Annotated in this window: 21 protein-coding genes; 10 read left to right on the forward strand and 11 right to left on the reverse strand. The window is 45.8% G+C overall.

Going from position 1 to position 18,996, the window contains the following annotated elements; all coding sequences use genetic code 11:
* The first annotated feature begins 67 nt into the window (after positions 1 to 67).
* From sufC to AC4JOV_RS08825, 4 genes are all read left to right on the forward strand, one after another.
* Positions 68 to 820: a Fe-S cluster assembly ATPase SufC gene (sufC, locus tag AC4JOV_RS08810; protein ID WP_229937949.1), complete on the forward strand. Its 753-nt coding sequence runs from the start codon at positions 68 to 70 to the stop codon at positions 818 to 820.
* The gene (locus AC4JOV_RS08815) at positions 817 to 1,914 is read left to right on the forward strand and encodes a SufD family Fe-S cluster assembly protein (RefSeq protein WP_229937948.1); all 1,098 of its coding nucleotides are present in this window, start codon (positions 817 to 819) and stop codon (positions 1,912 to 1,914) included. The genes sufC and AC4JOV_RS08815 overlap by 4 nt, the downstream gene beginning before the upstream one ends.
* A 79-nt stretch (positions 1,915 to 1,993) precedes the next feature.
* A complete protein-coding gene (locus tag AC4JOV_RS08820) occupies positions 1,994 to 3,070 on the forward strand; it encodes a DUF2157 domain-containing protein (protein WP_229937947.1) in 1,077 nt (358 codons plus the stop codon).
* A complete protein-coding gene (locus AC4JOV_RS08825) occupies positions 3,067 to 3,945 on the forward strand; it encodes a DUF4824 family protein (protein ID WP_229937946.1) in 879 nt (292 codons plus the stop codon). The genes AC4JOV_RS08820 and AC4JOV_RS08825 overlap by 4 nt, the downstream gene beginning before the upstream one ends.
* 3 nt (positions 3,946 to 3,948) lie before the next feature.
* Here the strand turns inward: AC4JOV_RS08825 and AC4JOV_RS08830 are convergent, their stop codons facing one another.
* Positions 3,949 to 5,160, reverse strand: coding sequence for an aminotransferase class I/II-fold pyridoxal phosphate-dependent enzyme (locus AC4JOV_RS08830; RefSeq protein ID WP_229937945.1), 1,212 nt, complete (start codon positions 5,158 to 5,160; stop codon positions 3,949 to 3,951).
* Between the two features lie 107 nt (positions 5,161 to 5,267).
* Here AC4JOV_RS08830 and AC4JOV_RS08835 point away from each other — a divergent pair, with 107 nt between their 5' ends.
* Positions 5,268 to 5,642, forward strand: a complete 375-nt coding sequence (locus AC4JOV_RS08835; RefSeq protein ID WP_229937944.1) for a helix-turn-helix domain-containing protein — start codon at positions 5,268 to 5,270, stop codon at positions 5,640 to 5,642.
* A 49-nt stretch (positions 5,643 to 5,691) separates the two neighbouring features.
* Here AC4JOV_RS08835 and AC4JOV_RS08840 read toward each other — a convergent pair whose 3' ends face one another.
* The gene (locus AC4JOV_RS08840; RefSeq protein ID WP_229937943.1) at positions 5,692 to 6,483 is read right to left on the reverse strand and encodes an alpha/beta fold hydrolase; all 792 of its coding nucleotides are present in this window, start codon (positions 6,481 to 6,483) and stop codon (positions 5,692 to 5,694) included.
* Between the two features lie 16 nt (positions 6,484 to 6,499).
* The gene (locus AC4JOV_RS08845) at positions 6,500 to 8,008 is read right to left on the reverse strand and encodes a multicopper oxidase family protein (RefSeq protein WP_229937942.1); all 1,509 of its coding nucleotides are present in this window, start codon (positions 8,006 to 8,008) and stop codon (positions 6,500 to 6,502) included.
* A gap of 197 nt (positions 8,009 to 8,205) precedes the next feature.
* Between AC4JOV_RS08845 and AC4JOV_RS08850 the strand changes: the two genes are divergently transcribed.
* On the forward strand, positions 8,206 to 8,883 hold the full coding sequence (locus AC4JOV_RS08850) for a superoxide dismutase (protein ID WP_305799970.1): 678 nt from the start codon (positions 8,206 to 8,208) through the stop codon (positions 8,881 to 8,883).
* Between the two features lie 144 nt (positions 8,884 to 9,027).
* A complete protein-coding gene (locus AC4JOV_RS08855) occupies positions 9,028 to 10,944 on the forward strand; it encodes a heavy metal translocating P-type ATPase (RefSeq protein WP_229937941.1) in 1,917 nt (638 codons plus the stop codon).
* A gap of 20 nt (positions 10,945 to 10,964) precedes the next feature.
* Here AC4JOV_RS08855 and AC4JOV_RS08860 read toward each other — a convergent pair whose 3' ends face one another.
* A complete protein-coding gene (locus AC4JOV_RS08860) occupies positions 10,965 to 11,636 on the reverse strand; it encodes a DUF4386 domain-containing protein (protein ID WP_229937940.1) in 672 nt (223 codons plus the stop codon).
* Positions 11,637 to 11,976: 340 nt separating this feature from the next.
* On the opposite strand from AC4JOV_RS08860, the gene AC4JOV_RS08865 reads away from it, so the two are divergent.
* Entirely contained in the window at positions 11,977 to 13,149 is a 1,173-nt protein-coding gene (locus tag AC4JOV_RS08865) for a sensor histidine kinase (protein WP_229937939.1), read from the forward strand.
* Positions 13,150 to 13,251: 102 nt separating this feature from the next.
* On the opposite strand, the gene AC4JOV_RS08870 is transcribed toward AC4JOV_RS08865, so the two are convergent.
* Together AC4JOV_RS08870 and AC4JOV_RS08875 are read right to left on the reverse strand one after the other, a co-directional pair.
* A complete protein-coding gene (locus tag AC4JOV_RS08870) occupies positions 13,252 to 13,521 on the reverse strand; it encodes a CDGSH iron-sulfur domain-containing protein (RefSeq protein ID WP_229937938.1) in 270 nt (89 codons plus the stop codon).
* A gap of 52 nt (positions 13,522 to 13,573) precedes the next feature.
* A complete protein-coding gene (locus tag AC4JOV_RS08875; protein WP_491522134.1) occupies positions 13,574 to 13,972 on the reverse strand; it encodes a hypothetical protein in 399 nt (132 codons plus the stop codon).
* 125 nt (positions 13,973 to 14,097) lie between these two features.
* Here AC4JOV_RS08875 and AC4JOV_RS08880 point away from each other — a divergent pair, with 125 nt between their 5' ends.
* On the forward strand, positions 14,098 to 14,793 hold the full coding sequence (locus AC4JOV_RS08880; protein ID WP_229937936.1) for a rhodanese-like domain-containing protein: 696 nt from the start codon (positions 14,098 to 14,100) through the stop codon (positions 14,791 to 14,793).
* Between the two features lie 22 nt (positions 14,794 to 14,815).
* Positions 14,816 to 15,508: a rhodanese-like domain-containing protein gene (locus AC4JOV_RS08885; RefSeq protein WP_229937935.1), complete on the forward strand. Its 693-nt coding sequence runs from the start codon at positions 14,816 to 14,818 to the stop codon at positions 15,506 to 15,508.
* On the opposite strand, the gene proB is transcribed toward AC4JOV_RS08885, so the two are convergent.
* The 5 genes from proB to AC4JOV_RS08910 form a co-directional block, all read right to left on the reverse strand.
* Positions 15,503 to 16,276: a glutamate 5-kinase gene (gene proB, locus AC4JOV_RS08890; protein WP_229937934.1), complete on the reverse strand. Its 774-nt coding sequence runs from the start codon at positions 16,274 to 16,276 to the stop codon at positions 15,503 to 15,505. The two genes, AC4JOV_RS08885 and proB, sit on opposite strands and share 6 nt — an antisense overlap.
* 136 nt (positions 16,277 to 16,412) lie before the next feature.
* On the reverse strand, positions 16,413 to 16,568 hold the full coding sequence (locus AC4JOV_RS08895; protein ID WP_229937933.1) for a hypothetical protein: 156 nt from the start codon (positions 16,566 to 16,568) through the stop codon (positions 16,413 to 16,415).
* Positions 16,555 to 16,773, reverse strand: a complete 219-nt coding sequence (locus AC4JOV_RS08900; protein WP_229937932.1) for a hypothetical protein — start codon at positions 16,771 to 16,773, stop codon at positions 16,555 to 16,557. The genes AC4JOV_RS08895 and AC4JOV_RS08900 overlap by 14 nt, the downstream gene beginning before the upstream one ends.
* Positions 16,773 to 17,306, reverse strand: a complete 534-nt coding sequence (gene mog / locus AC4JOV_RS08905) for a molybdopterin adenylyltransferase (protein WP_229937931.1) — start codon at positions 17,304 to 17,306, stop codon at positions 16,773 to 16,775. The genes AC4JOV_RS08900 and mog overlap by 1 nt, the downstream gene beginning before the upstream one ends.
* Positions 17,307 to 17,483: 177 nt before the next feature.
* Positions 17,484 to 18,983, reverse strand: coding sequence for an SEL1-like repeat protein (locus AC4JOV_RS08910; RefSeq protein WP_229937930.1), 1,500 nt, complete (start codon positions 18,981 to 18,983; stop codon positions 17,484 to 17,486).
* Positions 18,984 to 18,996 lie beyond the last annotated feature (13 nt).

Consider the following 18,996-nt stretch of genomic DNA (forward strand, 5'->3'; position numbering starts at 1 on the left):
ATTTGTTGCGTTATACTAAATAAACGTATCAGTATGAGCGTATATGAAAATAATATAAAGAGTAAAGATGGATAGAGCGCTATTGGAAATCAATGACCTTCATGTCTCGGTAGCAGATAAAGAGATCATCAAAGGGATGGATCTTGAAGTAAAACAGGGGGAGGTACATGTGATCTTCGGGCCCAACGGCTCAGGCAAATCCACACTGCTCAATGCTATTATGCATCTTCCCGGCTATACTATCGACCGGGGAGTGATCAGGGTCAAGTCTCAAGATATAGCAGAGATGTCTACGGATGAGATCGCAAACCTGGGCATCGGTATCTCTTTCCAGCATCCGCCCAAGATCAAAGGGGTCACCCTGCGAAACTTCCTGGATGCGATCAACCGTTCCGAAGATCTTGATGATGCGGTCAAGGCACTGCGTATGGATACCTTCCTGGAGAGAGAGCTTAATGTCGGTTTCTCAGGCGGTGAGCTGAAACGCGCCGAAATCCTGAAACTCTATGCGCAAAACCCCGACCTGCTCCTGATCGATGAACCCGAATCCGGTGTGGACTTCGAGAATATCGCGATCATCTCCAAAGCGATCAACAAGATCCTCCAGAAAGAGAGACCGATGAGACTGCGTGAACGCTCCGCGATCATCATCACCCATACAGGCCATATCCTCAACTATGTTCAGGCCGATATCGGCCATGTCTTTATGGATGGGAAGATCGTTTGTACGGGGAACCCTCAATCTATCATGGAGGATATCAAAAGAGCCGGTTTTAGCGGATGCAGCGCATGCATCGAGCAGCAAAAGGATCAGAGATGAGAGCACTTGATGATACGACCAAAGAGACCCTGAAAAAAGTTGCCTATGATGAGACTCAGGAGCGTTCAGCCACTTTTCTTGCGACTGACTGGGAGGTGATCGATACCCATTCTGCCACGCAGGCCCTGGAGATCCTTCCCATACAGAGCGCACTTGAAAAGTATGCATGGCTGGAAGCACTGATGTTTACCCTTGTACCGAAGGATAAAGACGAGTATGTCGAACAGGTGGCTTCAAGCGATCAGCTTCTGGGATACTTTATACGCGTCAAAGCCGGAGAGAAGGTGGCACTCCCCGTCTACACCTGCTATATGATCAACAGCGACCGGTTCACCCAATGCACCCATAACATCATCATCGCCGAAGAGGGATCAGAAGTGCATCTTATCAGCGGATGTGCGGCCAATGCCCACGTCCTCTCAGGACAGCACCTCGGTGTGACCGAATACTTCATCAAAGAGAATGCAACAGTGACCAGCACCATGATACACAGCTGGGGAAAAGAGGTAGAGGTCTACCCCAGAAGTGCGGCAAAGGTAGGCAAAGAGGCGAAATTTGTCTCGAACTATGTGACACTTGGGAGTGTAAAAATGCTTCAGATGGATCCAATGGCCCATATCGAAGAGGGCGGGCTTGGAGAGTTTTACTCCGTCGTTTATGCCCCCGAAGACTCCAGGTTTGATATCGGCTCTACGGTGATCCTGGAAGGCGATAAGGCCTCTGCAGAAATTATCAGCCGTGTGGTTTCAAACGGCGGTAAAGTGATCACCAGAGGGAAGATCGTCGGGAAACACCCCAACGGCAGAGGTGCGATGGCCTGCAACGGACTGCTGCTAAACAGCAAAGGATATATCCATGCCATCCCCGAACTCCTCGGTGAAGACCCCCGTCTTGAACTCTCCCATGAAGCAAGTGTCGGGATGATCTCCAGAGATGAGCTCGCCTACCTCATGGCATCGGGTATCGAAGAGGAGAAGGCAAAATCTCTGATCATCGAAGGGTTTCTTGACCTCAAGATACCCTCCCTCCCCGACTACCTCCAACGGCAGATCAATGCGATCATCAGAGAGACCAAGGATTTTGAAACACTGTAAGGGGATTGGGATATTTCTCATTTTACCTTCCTGATCATACATGCTATAATAGCCTTATCAGAGAACAAAAGGGTATAACATGCAACATATATCCAAAGAGGATGCCCAGAAGAGAGTCGATCAGATCGCACATTTCAAAGCGGAGCTGGAACAGCTGGAGCAAAATGATGTGCTGACGCTCAGTGAAGTGCAGAAAAGACGTGTCAGCAACTATCATACGACACTCATCAATTCGCTCGCCCTTGCCTATGATATCGACGCCACTGTCGAAGAGAAACAGTTGAGCCTGGGGATGAAGATCGCTTCATTTCTCGGTGCATTGGCTTTGGCTGCAAGTATATTTTTTCTCTTCTATCAGTTCTGGGGCAAATTTTCTACGCTCTCGCAGGTCATTATACTTGTCCTCGCCCCGATGATCGGCCTGGTAGTCACTCTATTTGCCTACTATAGAGAGAAGACCGGCTACTTTGCCAAGCTGACAGGACTGGTGACACTTGCCAGCTTCGTGCTCAATATCTCCATGTTCGGTCAGATCTTCAATCTCACCCCCACTGTCAATGCCTCTCTGGTCTGGGCACTCTTTGCCTTTTTGCTCGCCTATGCTTCTGATACGCGCCTGCTTCTGGCCTTCGGTATCATTCTTTTTGGAGGGTTTTTATCTGCGAAGGTGGGAACGTGGAGCGGGATCTACTGGGTACATTTTGGAGAAAGACCGGAGAATTTTCTCCCTGTTGCCTTTCTCCTGTTTTTTATCTCCCTACTCCAACATCACAGGTTTTCAGGCTTTCAGCCGATCTACCGTGTCTTTGGGATGCTCTTCTTTTTTATCCCGGTTCTGATACTTTCAAACTGGGGGTATATCAGCTATATCTATGCCCATCATGGCACGATCGAAGTCTTCTATCAGATCATCGGCTTTGCCTTCAGTGCCGGTGCGATCTGGCTGGGTATCAGAAAACACTGGGGTGAAGTGGTCAATACGGGGAATGTATTTTTTGTGATCTTCCTCTATACGAAATTCTATGACTGGTGGTGGGAGTGGATGCCAAAGTATCTCTTTTTCCTCATTATCGCACTCAGCTCGATACTGATACTGCTGGTCTTTAAAAGACTCAGAACGGCCACGGTAGCATCCTCACAAAAGGTATCTGTATGAAAAACCACTCTGCGAAAAAACTCTTTTTGACCGCTTTTTTGCTTCTTGCCGTGACGAACCTCATCGTACTTTGGGGCGTCTATACCAACAGAAGCGGAGACCCCGAAGCAAAACTTCTTCTCACCGAACGTGAGCTGCAGCCGCCCTACCGGATCAGTGATGAGAACAGCGGACTCTCTCTGACTCTCATCTGGCGTTCCCTCGGAAAAAAAGATGATATATACCGTTCTATCAGCCGGAATTCTCCTGTGTGGCTGGATGCTGAAAAGCTAAGATCATTGGGCTTTGATATCGATGCCTATAGAGAAAAAACCGATGAGAAGAGCTATGGCTACGCCACAACCAAAGAGTGTTTCCTTGTACTGGAATTTCACGGGGAGAGATACAACAGAGAGTTGAAAGAGGCTCGTCAGGAACGCACCGCGCAAGAAACAGTACTCCGGTCCGATCCGGACAATGCGTCTGCTCAACGGAACTATAAAAGAGCACAGGAGAGAGCAGAAGCGATAGAAAAATATGAGACACGGCTTTATGCTGTCGATGCGGGGACAAACCCACAACGCCTCAAAGAGAAATACCCTGATGGATCAACATATATCATCACCAGAGCAGAGATACGTCTCTCCAAGGATTTTCAAAGCAAAGAGGTATACGGAGTCATCTCCGGTCTGAGTATCCCCAGAGTGCATGTGCCAGCCAAGTTTCGTCAGGTAATTGACTCGGTCATCCCCTACACGAAACGGGCCGGGGCAAGTTTTAAAAGTCATGAGACAACATCCCCTCATCCCCCGCGCTATCAAGTAACAATAGCCTATGGAAAACGGCATGAACCGTGGATCATTTCGATAGAACCCTACAAAGAGAGTCGCAAGTAACATCTACTTCACAAGTTCGGCCTCTTTGAATATCTGATAGATCTTCTCTGCAGCCATCAGCAGATCTTCTTCTGTATGTTCGGCTGTGATCGATGCTCTCAGTATCGCCTGTCCCGGCGGTACTACCGGTGGGAATACCGCATGGATATAGAGTCCACTCTCCTGGCATTTTCTTGCCAATATTGCCGCAAGGTTGGCATCCCCCACAATGATAGGGACGATCGAAGTAACACTCTTTTGGCCTATCGGGATACCATGGGCCGAAAGTGCCTGACTGAAAAGTTTTGTATTTGTATGCAGCTTTCCGACAAGCTCCTCTCTGTGCGATTCAAAGATATCGAGTGCTTCCAGAGCTACGGAGGTCATAATAGTGGAGAGTGCAATGGAGTAGATAAATCCCCTTGATTCATGTTTGAGATAGTCGATGATCTCTCTGCTGGCCGTGATATAACCGCCGCTTGCCGGTATCGCTTTGCTCAGTGTAGACATAATAATATCGATCTCATCGGGATCGATACCGAAATACTCCACAATACCGCCCCCTTTTTCACCGAGGACGAACATCGAGTGGCACTCATCTACCATCAGAAGTGCCCCGTATTTCTTGCAGAGTCTGATAATCCCGGGCAGGTCGACCACCTCACCGCTCATACTGAAGACACTGTCGGTAATGACCAGTTTTTTAGATGTTTGGGGAGCACTTTTCAGTGCAGCCTCCAGGCTTCCCGGGTCATTGTGTTTATATCTTACAAGTTTGGCCTGTGAGTAGATCGCCCCGTCAACGATACTGGCATGATTCAGCCTGTCTGAGAGGATATAGTCATTTTTTCCTACGAGTGCAGCGATCGTCGAGACATTGGTCAGATATCCGCTGGTAAGCAGCATGGCATCCTCTTTCCCGTGCAGGGATGCGATCTTCTTCTCCAGCTTCGTATGGAGTTCTGTCGTGCCTGCCAGAAAACGCGATCCGCTCATACCGGTACCGAACCTACCGATCGCATCGACCGCTGCCTGATTGATCTGCGGGTTTCGGTTCAGTCCCAGATAGGAGTAGCCTCCAAGCATAAACATCTTTTTCCCTTTGACTACCACCCAGCCGTCTTCAAGTTCTCTCTCTATCTCCTGAAACCATGTATAGATATCATTCTCTCTCAGATACTCTATATCCCAGTGGGTCTTCCACGAAAAATTCCGATCTTTAATCTGCTTACTCATTTTCCCTCCCTTTTAAGGTATAATTCAACTAAATCACCTAATCAATAAGACAATTGTCTCATTATAGGACTATTGTACTTAAATAACTTTTAACGCAAAGGCAATCGATGAATGCTAGAGATTTTCTGAATGCGATCAAACAGGAGCTTAACCTACAGACCGATGAAGAGCTTTCGCAGTGGCTGGGAGCCTCAAAAGCCTCTCTGAACAAGTGGATACAACGCGACAAAGTGCCTGATAAATGGAGATTTCTCATCAAAGAGAAAGTGGAGAAAGGATCGAAACATCATAATCAGGTAAAGATCGTAGGGGACAACAACCAAAGCCATATTCTCAACGGGGACATACATATCAATATCTCACAGTTCGATCATAAAGAGGATATCGAAGAGATCATCAGACTCTTGCCCTATGCACCGAGCAAATTTCTGGAAAAGCTCAAAACAAAACTGAAGGCGTTTGAAGAACTTTCAGATATATAAAGATCCAAAATGCACAAGAGACAACAGATGCAACCATGCAGAGTGCATCTTAACTTATCTGTGATAAAAAGTGCTGAAGTACAGTGAGAAATCCATGGGGTTTTTCAAGCATACTCATGTGACCACTCTCCTCCAGAGAGACAAATGTACTATCTTCTATCCTGACTGCCATCTCTTTCATCACATCCGGGGGAATCACCCTATCTTGCTCTCCGGTGATAAGTAAGACAGGGATATCGATAGAGTGAAGCGTGTGTGTGGTGTCGGTTCTGCTCACCATCGCCAGCAGCCCTCCTTTCATACCGATAGGACTAAAACGTAGAATTTTACTTTTCACTGCTGCCAGTTTTTGTGATTCTTGCGCTCTGTACGCTTCACTGAAGGCAACAGAAAAAAACTTCTCCACAAAAGGTGCTACCCCCTCTTCATCGATACTCGATATTGCTGCTGCACGTTTCAGTTTTGCTTCATCGTTATCACTCTGAGTTTTAGTATTTGCCAGGATCAATGCTTTGAATTCTATTTTCAGTTTTTCATTTGCTCTTAGCGCGATATATCCTCCCATAGAAAATCCGCAGACGATCGGATCGTCTACTTTAAGCGATGTGAGGATATGATCCAGGTCATCCACATAGCGCTCCATCGTATACTGTCCATGTCCCACCGAGGAAGTACCAAATCCCCTGATATCATATGCGATGCAGTAGTACCTCTCTTCGAGTTTTGCTATCACCTCATCCCATAAGGTATGATCAAACGGAAAACCGTGTATAAAAACAACAGCCTGGTTACTTCTCTCACCGCCAATATAAACTGACAGACCATCAATCACTCTATGCATTTCAACTCCTTTTCTCTCACTCTACCAACAGATTTGCCATCATGGAGTGATCTTCATGCTCCAGGATATGACAGTGATAGAGAAACACACCCGGCATCGTAAAGTGAACGATGATACGCACCGTTTCAAAAGGCATCACGATCACCGTATCTTTCCACCCTTTATCTGTCGGAAAGCTGATCTTCCCATCCCGGTCAAGTACCTGAAACCTGACCCCGTGCATATGGAAAGGGTGAGCCATGTGTACACTGTTCTTAAGCTCCCATATCTCCGTAGTCCCCAGCTTCACCCTTTGATCTACACGGTGCAGCGAAAAAGGCTTCTTATCCAGCGTCCAGATCCCTCCGGCAATGATCTCCATCGTGATCGTCCTGGTTCTGACCGCATCAGATACTTTCATTCTGGGGATATCGATAAGTTTTTCAGGCACTATATGCGTATCCCCGAAGTTTTCCGTCACATGAAACTGCATGATATCCATCTGGGCACTAAAAGGTGGATAATCCGGATGGAGTGTCAGATTGCTTGCCTCTTTGAAACCGAGTGTCCTGAGCGTCACCCTGTCACCGATCTTTTGATCTTTAAAGTCTACGATGATATCTACGCGCTCTGCAACGCTGATAATGATACTCTTCACCTCCTCTGGTTCTTCCAACAGACCTGCGTCCGTACCGATCAGTGTAAAGGTTTCAATCGTGTCAAATGCCAGTCTATAGGTTCTCACACTCGATCCGTTCAAGATCCTCAGTCGATACTTGCCTGTTTTCACCTCATGGTAGGGAAGCGGTGTGGCATTGACCAGTATCACATCTCCCATCACGCCGTTGTTATCCTGTGGAACATCCGGATCTTTATAAAAGAGTTGACGCTTCTCATCAAACCTTCTATCCTGGATCACCAGCGGCAGTTCAAACTCTCCGTTGGGAAGCCCCAGTTGCCTCTCCGTTTCATCCTCGATGATATAGAATCCCGATAGACCGTGATAGATCTCTTTTCCCGTCCTTCCATGCGGATGGGTATGGTACCAGAAGGTACCCGCACTTTGGTTCACCCTATAGTGGTAATGTTTGGTCTCCCCTGTAGCGATGGCATCTTTCGGATGTCCATCCATCTTTTCAGGGACAATGAGCCCATGCCAATGGATGATCGTCTTCTCGGAAAGCTTATTGGTGAAGCCCAGATCAAACAGCTCCCCTTTTTTGACTCTAATCGTTGGATTGGGTAGATCCCCCTGAAACGTCAAGACTTCTGTCGGAGCATCCGGAAAAATATTGACTTGACCCTTTTGCGCGCTGAATGCGGCTTTTTTCACCTGGCTGAAGTCTATTTCATTCGGTACCTTCAGTTTCCGGGTAAAAGGCATGATTTTTTCAGTCATCGCTTCGGCTATGGAAGCGTTCGGTATCGGTGAAGAGGAAGAAGATGGTAGCGGCCGGTTCTTATCTCTCCCACTGCGTTCTTCACACCCTGAAAACAGATAGGCAGCCGTAACAGCCGAGTAATGCAAAAAGTATCTTCTGTTCATACTCAAACTCCTTTGAATGAGATCCGGGATCGTCTCTTCATCCCCTCTCTTCACGCACATTGCTGATCGTTGATAAAAGCGTCTCATTTCAGTTCCGATCATAAAAAAAATGTGTGTAAATCATGTGTATTGTTTATCCGTAAACTACACAGACAATACACATTGATTCACTACTATAAAAATAAAAAGGAGATGTGATGGAACATACACTTATGGATCTGCCCTTTGATAAGCATGCATTAGAACCGGAAATATCTGCAGAAACACTCGAATATCATCACGGTAAACACCATCAGGGCTATGTCAACAATCTGAATAACCTCATCAAAGGAACAGCGTTTGAAGAGATGCACCTGGAAGATATCATCACACATGCTGACGGGGGTATCTTCAACAACGCCGCACAGGTCTTCAACCATGACTTCTACTTTAACGGTATAAGCGGCAAGGAGACAGCGCCTTCTCATGATCTCCTAGAGTTGATCAACAGAGACTTCGGCTCTCTTGAAACACTCAAGAAGAGCTTTTTGGAAACTGCGGCAAAACTCTTCGGTTCGGGATGGGTGTGGCTCTCCTTGAACGATGGAGAGGTACTGGAGATAGAGGCACACTCCAATGCAGGCAATCCGCTTCTCAACGGGCATACGCCGTTGATGACCTGTGATGTCTGGGAGCATGCCTACTATATAGACTATAGAAATGCAAGAGCCAACTATCTTGAGAAGTGGTGGGAGTTGATCAACTGGGACTTCGTTTCTCAAAATCTGACAAAATTTGAAGAGAAAAGAAGTGACCATATCAACACCTGCAATGATAACAGTGAGCTCAGTGAATATATCGATGAGCTTGAGAAGACAGAACATACCAATACATAATATCCATTCTCTTACGGAGGTTTCCGCCTCTGAAAGAGGAGAAAGCAGCATTTAATTATGGAGATGCATCACCATACAGATTCCCGGAATCATTCCCCTCATACACATACACAACATGATCACGCATTAGGGCATACACATCATATGGATGCTTTTAAGCAACGATTTATCGTCTCTTTGATCGTTACCATCCCTATTTTGCTTCTCTCCTCAACGATCCAGGAGTGGTTTGGATTTGTACTCATTCTCCACAACCAAAACATTATTGTGCTCCTCTTGTCATCGTTTATCTATCTCTATGGCGGTTGGCCGTTTTTAACCATGATGAGGGAGGAGATCAGGTCACTCAAGCCCGGGATGATGACATTGATCTCTATGGCGATCACCGTGGCTTACGTCTACTCTGCTTCAACACTCTTTTTTGGTCAAGGCAAAGCTTTTTTCTGGGAATTGGCCACACTGGTTGATATCATGTTGCTCGGTCACTATATCGAGGCAAAAAGTCTGCTCTCTGCCAGCAGTGCACTGAGCGGACTGGTCAAACTGATGCCTCAACAGGCAGTGAGGATCACCCCGGATGGAGAGCAGGAGGAAGTATCTATAGAGGTATTACAAGTGGATGATCTGATACTGATACGTCCGGGAGAGAAGATACCTGCAGACGGCGTCGTCACTGAGGGTGAAAGTATGACTGACGAGGCCTTTTTAACAGGGGAATCAAAGCCTGTCTATAAAAAGAGAGGGAACAGTGTCTATATGGGGAGTACCAACCTTGACGGTGCGCTCAAAGTCAAGATAAGTAAAAACGGAAAAGAGAGTTATCTTTCGCAAATGCTCTCTTTGGTACAGGAAGCAGCCAAGAGCAAATCCCATACCCAGGATCTTGCCAACAGAGCAGCCGGATGGCTCTTTTATCTCTCGGTCAGTGTGGCAGCAGTAACGTTTGCAGTATGGTCCATGCTCACCTCAACTTCAGACTCCATCCAAAAGTCGATCACGGTACTGATCATTGCCTGTCCACATGCCCTTGGATTGGCTGTACCCCTGGTCACTGCCATTTCAACCTCTTTAGGTGCCAGAAAAGGGATACTGATACGTCACCGTGAAGCCTTTGAAAAGCTCCGTGATATAGATGTGATATGTTTTGATAAAACAGGAACGCTCACCGAGGGAAAACTGAGTGTCACTGAGGTCTATCTCTTGGAAGAGGAAGAGAGAATGCTGCAGTATGCTCTCTCTTTGGAACAAAACTCCGAACACTCCCTGGCAAAAGCAATCAGTGATTATGCAAAAGAACGACAGATCAAACCCATACCGATAAAAGCGTTTGAAGCCTATCCAGGGATAGGAGCCAAAGCCGAAATCGAGGGGAAAAGAGTCATGATCGGAGGTATGCAGCTCCTGGAGAGAGAGTCACTCGATATTCCTGAAGCGATACAGGAGTATCAGAGTAAAGAGGCAAGTAAAGTATGGTTGGTCATCGATGGGAAGATCATGGGGGTATTTTTGCTTGAGGACTCTATCCGTAGAGAGACACAACAGACGATAAAAACCCTGGAGCGTATGGGCATCCAAAGTTATATGCTTACCGGAGACAATGCCCTGGCTGCTTCAAAAGTCGCAAGAGAGACAGGCATCACACACTACGAAGCAAACTTACTTCCGGATGAAAAACTTGAAAAGATCGACCAGCTCAAACAAGCAGGCCATATCGTCGCCATGGTGGGAGACGGCATCAATGATGCTCCGGCACTCTTAGAGGCAGATATAGGGATCGCTATCGGTGCAGGTACGGATATCGCCATAGAGAGTGCAGATATCATCCTGACAAAAAGTGAGCTTCTTCGTGTCACCGATGCGATAAAGCTGTCAAAAACAACCTACCGTAAAATGGTACAAAATTTATGGTGGGCCAGCGGTTACAATCTCATTGCGATCCCGTTGGCTGCAGGAGTACTCACATCATGGGGGATTATGATCAAACCTGCACTTGGTGCGGTATTGATGTCACTCAGTACCGTGATCGTTGCGCTCAATGCACAACTCCTAAAAGACCGATAAGCGTTATAAAGGCTTAAGTGTCAGCTCTGAATACCCCGGATCAAAAGCCATAAACAAAACGAAAGTTCAGTAACAAAAGCGATGATATAGATCGGCTCGATCCACGGTAGATACTCGGGGAGTAAAAATCGTGTATAACTCCCTATCAAGTAGACAACACCGGCTGCCAAAAGCCCGTACCCTAAAAGCGCCGGAAAGTAATCAGCTTTGATCAGCAGAGATCCAAGAATAAGCGTGGAAAGGGCAAAGAAGAGGAGAGCAAGGTCATACCCATAACTATGCATATCCAAAAACAGCATGACCAAAGCATTGACCTCCTCCCTATCAAAAGCCTTTCTATATACACTGCCGTCCAGAAGCAGTGCTACCGCATAATAATGGAGCAGATTAAGTCCCAGTATAGAAGCCTGCACCAACCTGAACACGGCTGCACTCAGTGCCAGTGTTTTGTCTACAGGTTTAAAGAGCAGGTAAAAGAGTACAGCGATAGCAACATCACAAAGCAGCATCACAGAGTCAGCAGCAAAGGCTATAAGGAAGTCTGTTTTGGAAGCCATAATATTGGCTACTGTAGCCGAAGCATCACCGCTGACGATCAATTCGGAACGGATAAACACCTCGCTATAGATTCCAGAGACTATGATAAAGAGATAGAGTATTCCTGCTGCTCTTGCATACACTGACAGTGACATACCTCTCTTTAAACCTCTCATTGCCGTACCCCTCACTTTCTAACGCTGATAGTGACTGTTTCCTTTTGGTTAAAAGATAATTCTATCACAAATATAAGGTTTTATACCCTGCTGAGTTTTTTAACAACCTTGAAGTCAAACAACTCCATTGAACGGCAAATCGTACCCACTCTCCCGCTTTTATGAAAAACGGTGAAGTTATGATAAAATAAACATATAATGCAAAGCGGTGATTTCAGGATATCTTATCTTTGATCTTCAATGGTTTCAGAGAAGATGGGTTTGTGGACACCGCTACTGACATTTTCAAATCCTATACCAATAAGTATGCAACAATCCTATGAAAAATGATCTCTACCACCGAAATACACAACAACTGTTTCTAAGACTGAGCAAACTCTTTTTTATCATCTCAATGTTTATTATCAGCGTAGATACCTATGAGAGTTACAAACATCATTTTTATACGATGGTGTGGCTGGAGACCACTGCGCTTATTGCACAAATGATAGGTTTTATACTCTATTATTTTCGTCTGATCTCACTCAGGCACTTTGCATCCATCCTGATCATTTCCGTCTCACTGCTGGTCACTATGGCACTTTTCATTATCGGTGAGAACCCCGAGTTTTCTCTCTTTGCTCTGGCTATCCTGCCGGTCTTTATCTTCTTCTTTTTAGGGGTAGAGAATGGAAAGAGATTTAGCCTGTTTATTGTGTTAATGTTGGCTTTGGCGGTATTAAACAGCGAATTGAGGATACTTGAACCTATTATATTTCCCTCTTCACTCTATGTCGAGATCTTGATCGGATATGTCGGTATCTCCTTTCTGCATTATCGGTTTGAGGAGTATCGACAAAGTTTTCAAATAGAACTGCTCACCTTCAGTAAGTCACAAAAAACACTCCTCAGAGAGCTGAACCACAGAGTCAAAAACAACCTCCAGATGATTATGGGACTGCTGCTTATGCAATCAAACAGAGTCAAAAGTGATCAATGCAAAAAAGTCTTATCTTCCCAGGTAAATCGTTTAAAAACGATCGGGCTGGTACATGAGCAACTCTCTTTAAGCAGTGAATCCACCACGGTAGATATAGAGAAGTATCTCAGAAGTATCATAAAAAGTCTGCAACTGCTTACAAAACATACAATCGTATTGAATGTGGAAAACGGACTAAAGCTGGATACCGCAACGGCAACCTATCTGGGATTATTTATAAATGAAGCGGTATCCAATGCCATCGAACATGCTTACCTCACACAGAGCGGTGAGGAGATCAGGGTATCATGTCTGGCGGAAAACCATACCTGCCGTTTAACGGTTGAAGATAGAGGACAAGGCTTTAACAGCAATGATGCACGAAACTCCCTGGGTCTATCATTGATGGAAAATATCAGTGATTTTTTAGAAGAGAGTTTTATGACACTGGAGCTTGAAAACGGTACCAAGATCACGCTTGAGTTCAATATCAAAAAAGACTCAAAAAAACTCCTCAACAGCGATCTGCTCTAAGTATACCATCGGACTGGCATAGGACAACAGAAAAGATTCTTCAGGGAAGTGCCTCTCAACCAAAGGCCAGAAGAACATCTCTTCGCAGTGTTTTCCTCACACTTAATCCACCGCTTTGCCCACATCCTCCTGACTGAACTTCTGATGTGTTCCGTCACAGTATGGCGGATTGCCGGTATGTTTACACATACACATCCACTTCTGGGTAGTGGCTTTGGCAGTAAACTTCAAGGGCTTTAGAGTGCTTCCTTTATGACTGCCGTCACAAAACGGCTGGGTTTTGGCCAAACCGCACGTACAGAAGAGATAGTTCTTTCCCTCTTCCAGAGAGGCGATGACCGGGGAATTATCCGCAATAACAGGCTTATCCATACCGACTCCTTTCAACGCTGTATTGCACTATTGTAGCATGATTTTGACAGTATCAAAAATTTGGATTGAGAAAGTAGGAACAGACATCGTCCTGTCCCAGATCACAGGCTCTTCTGAGCAGTCCTCTCCCCTCATTCTTATCTGCAGGAATACCCGCATGCTGATCTCCATAGTAAAGTGTCATCCCCGCAGTGAAACACCCGTCCCTATCATTAAGCCTACATCCTTTTTTTGCATAATAGAGGGCCTTTTTCTTATCTGCCTTCAGATCAGCAAGATAGGAGCGTTTACTGGAGATAAAATAGTAGTAAAGTTTGGCACATGCCGCACCGTTCTCCTCTTTTTCACATTGTTTCAAGGTCTGTTTGAATGCTGCCTGTGTCATCTGACCACCATAGAGAAAGAGAGTGAGCGATGATACCAGTATAAATAAACGTAGTGTTTTTTGCATGGCAGATTGTAGCATAATTGTCAGAGCCTGCTCAAACATTCTCTCTCTATTTTCTCAGTTACACATTGCTACACATGCCTTATGCTATTATCCGTAGAGAAGATCACAGTAAAAGAGGTATGGGTATGAATCTACAGATATTTATCATTTTTATCTTACTGAGTATACTCTGTGTTGCGGGAGATAAAGGCATAGAGTACAGCGGCGTCATGGCGAAGCATCACCTAGGTAAAAAAGATACGCAGCAGATACTTGTCAAAAGGAATATCCCTGCCCAGTGTGACAGACAAGCGTTTTTAACGAATGAAATGGTCTGGACAGGCAACTATGCCCATGCAAAAGTCCCCGAAGCATGTAAATCCACCTTTGTGCATACGACAGGACACCTGCAGCCTATGATACTACACAAAGAGTTGGAGACTTATGGTGAGCTTGAAACCCTGAAGTTCATCAAAGAGATGCAGTCACGTCAGGATATGATGCTGATCGACTGCCGTAAAAAGAAATGGTATGACTATATGACGATACCCGGTGCGATAAATATGCCGTTTCACTATTTCAAATACCGGGAAGTACATGAGTTCGAGTTTGAACATGCATTGCAAGAGATGGACGTAAAGGTGATCGATGATGAAGGGCATTATGATTTTACACAGGCCAAAACGATTCTACTCTTCTGTAACGGCCCATGGTGCAGTCAATCCCCAAAAATGATCCATGCCCTCCTTGAGGTCGGCTATCCTCCCCAGAAGATCAAATGGTACCGTGGCGGGATACAATCCTGGGTAGGAGCGGGGATGACCTCAATAAAAAGGAGATAAAAATCCTACAAAGGAGCCCATGATGAAAAGACTACTCTGTTTGACTCTCATCTTAGGTACGCTCTGTTACAGTGATACGGATCTGTTCATAAACGGTGTAAAGACCAAACATATCGATGAGAAGGGTCAAGAGGTTATCATCACGGTAAAACGCCGGATCGACACCTCCTGTACAAAAATCCCCATCACAAATGAAACTTTTTGGGAAAACGGGTATGCCCACGAGACTATCCCACGGGCATGTAAATCCACCTTTGTTACCAGTGCAGGAAAAACGATTTTCCCTATGATGCTCCACCCCAAGATAGAAACTGTATCAGAATCTGAAGTTCTGGACTTTATCCGGATCATGCAGGATGACCCAAATATGCTTTTAGTTGATACACGGGGTGAGGAGTGGTATCACTACCGAACTATCCCCGGTGCTGTCAATATCCATTACCTCTATATTCTGAAAGCCAAACTTTTCCCCGAGGAGTACCAAAAAGCACTTACTACTTTGGGCATCAAAACCGTGCATCATAGGCTGGACTTTTCAGAAGCCAAAGAGCTGCTTCTATTTTGTAACGGTGCATGGTGCAGCCAATCACCCCAGATGATCAAGGCACTGTTAAAATTGGGATATCCGCCGCAAAAGATGAAATGGTACAGGGGAGGAATGGAGGATTGGCTCGGGTTCAATATGACAACAACCAGAGCCAAGAACGCTCTATGAGTGAGGCTTGAAGAGTGTACCTTTGTTATGTCTCCCCTCCAAAAGATACTCTTTTGCAGTTGTCAGATCAAAACCGCTGCATAAAAACATCTCACGTCCTTTAGAGATCAGGAAGTCAGCCGCTACCAACTTGGTCACGATCCCTCCCGTGGCAAACTCATTATTCGGAGAATGGCTGGCCTGCAGCTCTTTCTCGGTAAGTCTGTTCACCTCTTTCAAGATTTTTGCATCGGGATTGTCGCTTGGATTGCTATCATAATATCCGTCAATATCACTGAGTATCACAAGTAACTCAGACTTCGTATGGTGTGCGACACGGGCAGCAAGCTGATCATTGTCACCGAAAAGCTGGTCCGGCGTACTGGAGATATCGTTTTCATTTACAATGGGAAGGATACCTTTTTCAAGAGAAGTATTGATGATCTGCCGAAATATCTCCGTACGTTTTCTCGAATCAAAATCATCTTCTGTGAGCAGTATCTGAGCAGTATCAACATCATAGATATCAAATTTTTTCTTATAAGAGCTCATCAAAATCGGTTGACCGACTGCAGCCAATACCTTCTTGCTAATATCTTTTCTCTTGTCAAGCTTCAAAGTGGTATAACCTGCTGATACGGCACCGGAAGTCACGAGTACCACTTCATACTTTTTACGCAGTTCTGCGATGAATGATACAAGGTTGTACATTCTCTCTTTTGCGATCTCACCGTCTTCAGTGAGTACCGAACTTCCTACTTTCAATACAATTCGCTTATAGGGTTGCATAATAGCCTTTTGAATGTTGGAGTGAGCCCGATAATATCAAAATAACTTTAAGTAGTGGTTAAGAGTAAAATAAGGTATGCTTCAGGAGGGAGTGAAGAAGCTTTAGAACTTTTTCACTCCCTCTCCCCCCATTCTGCTAAAGCATAAACATTGCCACGATCAGCAGCCCCATTGGTACCATTGCCCAAAGATAGACCTTCTTTTGTGTTTTCATCGCTTTGAGCGTTCCCCAAAAAAAGAGAACGATTGCAATGACGAACAGAAACAGTACGATACCGTTAGTCAGCTGCATCTTCCATCTCTTTCGTACTTACCTCTTCCACCATCTTGATACTCTCCACCGCATTGAGCAATATCTGTTTGGTAGACTTGAGCGGCTTCATACGCAGATTGGTCTGCTTTTTATCCAGAGATTGATCGGAGATCACCTCTATCACCTCTTTTTCAAGCTCTGCAATGATCTCATTGATCTTTGATTCGATAAATGTAACGTCCATTACTTTGCCTTAGGTCTAAACACTTTGATCACCTCTTCGTTCGCTTCCATATACGCACCGCCGATCAGGTCGATACAGTACGGTACTGCCGGGAATACCGCATCAAGGCACTCTCTGATCGACTTTGGTTTACCCGGCAGGTTGATAATGAGTGATCCGTCACAGATACCCGCTGTCTGGCGTGAAAGGATCGCTGTAGGTACATACTGCAGACTCACCGCTCTCATCTGCTCACCAAATCCAGGTAGAAGCTTTTGACAGACACTCTCGGTCGCCTCTGTCGTCACATCTCTTGGTGCCGGTCCCGTTCCGCCTGTAGTGACGATAAGATCGCAACTATGATCACGTGCCAGTTCAATGAGCGTATTCTCGATCAGATTCTGATCATCCGGGATACATCTATACTCATATTCACACTCGTTTTTCAGATACTCTTTCATTGTATCCATGATCGCAACCCCCGAGATATCTTCATAGATCCCCTGGCTTGCTCTGTCACTTGTAGTTACTACACCTATTTTGATCTTATCCATATCGTTCACCTAAATAATTGTTTTGAGGCATTATAGCGTAGAACTCTTTATTGATTTTTGTTTTCACTCTGTAGTACACTAAAAGAAAAGTGGATGAGAATATTTGATCCCTCACCCAAAGCTCCAGCTTCACGGTGAGATAAAACGCCTTCAGAAAAGAGGAGTGGACCGCATCTCTTATTTACAAAGCGAGGGATTTTCTTTACAAAGAATATCAAGGGTATATTGCGCCTTGGGAAATCCCTGCTCGGCCGCTTTCCGGTAAAGCTCTACCGCTTTTTGATCATCCTGCTTCACCCCTCGGCCATGAAGGTACATATCCCCTAGATCAGTTTGAGCCCTGGCAGCCCCCTGATCGGCCGCTTTCTGTAAAAAGAGTGCGGCTTTTTGATCATCCGGCTGCATCCCTTGACCCTTCAAGTACATCACTCCAAGATAATATTGAGCCCTGGCTATCCCCTGTTTAGCTGCCTTCCTGTAAAGCTCTGCCGCTTTTTGATAATCTTTCCGGACCCCCTGGCCGTCAAGATACATATCTCCAAGGTTACTTTGGGCCATAGCGTATCCCTGCTTGGCTGCCTCCCGGTAACACTCGACTGCTTTTTGATAGTCCTGCTGTATCCCATGACCATTTTGATACATCATACCAAGGATCGTTTGAGCCCTGGCATGCCCCTGCTCCGCCGCCTTTCGGAAAAGCGCTGCCGCTTTTTGATAATCCTGCCTTACCCCCTGGCCCTCAAGATACATATCCCCAAGGTTGGTTTGGGCCTCGGCAACCCCCTGATCCGCTGCCTTCCGGTAACACTCGGCTGCTTTTTGATCATCCTGCCTTACCCCACGACCATTCTGGTACATCACCCCCAGGATCGCTTGAACCTCACCAATCCCCTGATCCGCCGCCTTCCGGTAACATTCGGCTGCCTTTTGATCATCCTGCCTTACCCCTTGACCATACTCATACATCATACCGAGGATCGTTTGAGCCGTAGCATGCCCCTGATCTGCCGCCTTCCGGAAAAGTGCTGCCGCTTTTTGATAATCCTGCTTGACCCCCTGGCCGTCAAGATACATACTCCCGAGGTTGGTTTGAGCCGCTACGATCCCCTGATCGGCTGCCTTCCGATAAAGCGCTGCCGCTTTTGAATAATCCTGCTTGACCCCTTCGCCATGATCATACATCACCCCAAGGTTATAGTGTGCATCAGCATCTCCCTGCATCACTGCCTTCTTATAATACTCGGCTGCCTTGTGATAATCCTGTCTTACCCCACGACCATGTTGATACATGCCCCCAAGAATCGTTTGCGCCGCTGCAATTCCTCGATCCGCCGCCTTTTGATAAAACTCTGCGGCTTTTTGATCATCCTGAGTTACTCCCTTGCCATGCGCATACATTACCGCAAGGTTATAATGGGCATCAGCGTCTCCATGTTCGGATGCCTTTAGGAAAAGCGCTGCCGCTTTTTGGTAGTCCTGCTTGACCCCTTTACCATTTTCATACATCACCCCAAGGTTATTCTGGGCATTGACATCTCCATGCTCAGCCGCCTTTTCGAAAAACGCTGCCGCTTTTTGATGATCTCCCGCATTATAAGCGGCAATTCCCTCTTCAAAATCCCCACCAAATACCATAACAAAAAGTACGATAAATGCAGGAAGTAGTTTGCTTATCATCTTCTTCCCCTTT

The sequence above is a fragment of the Sulfurovum sp. MH2-6 genome (assembly GCF_058374785.1).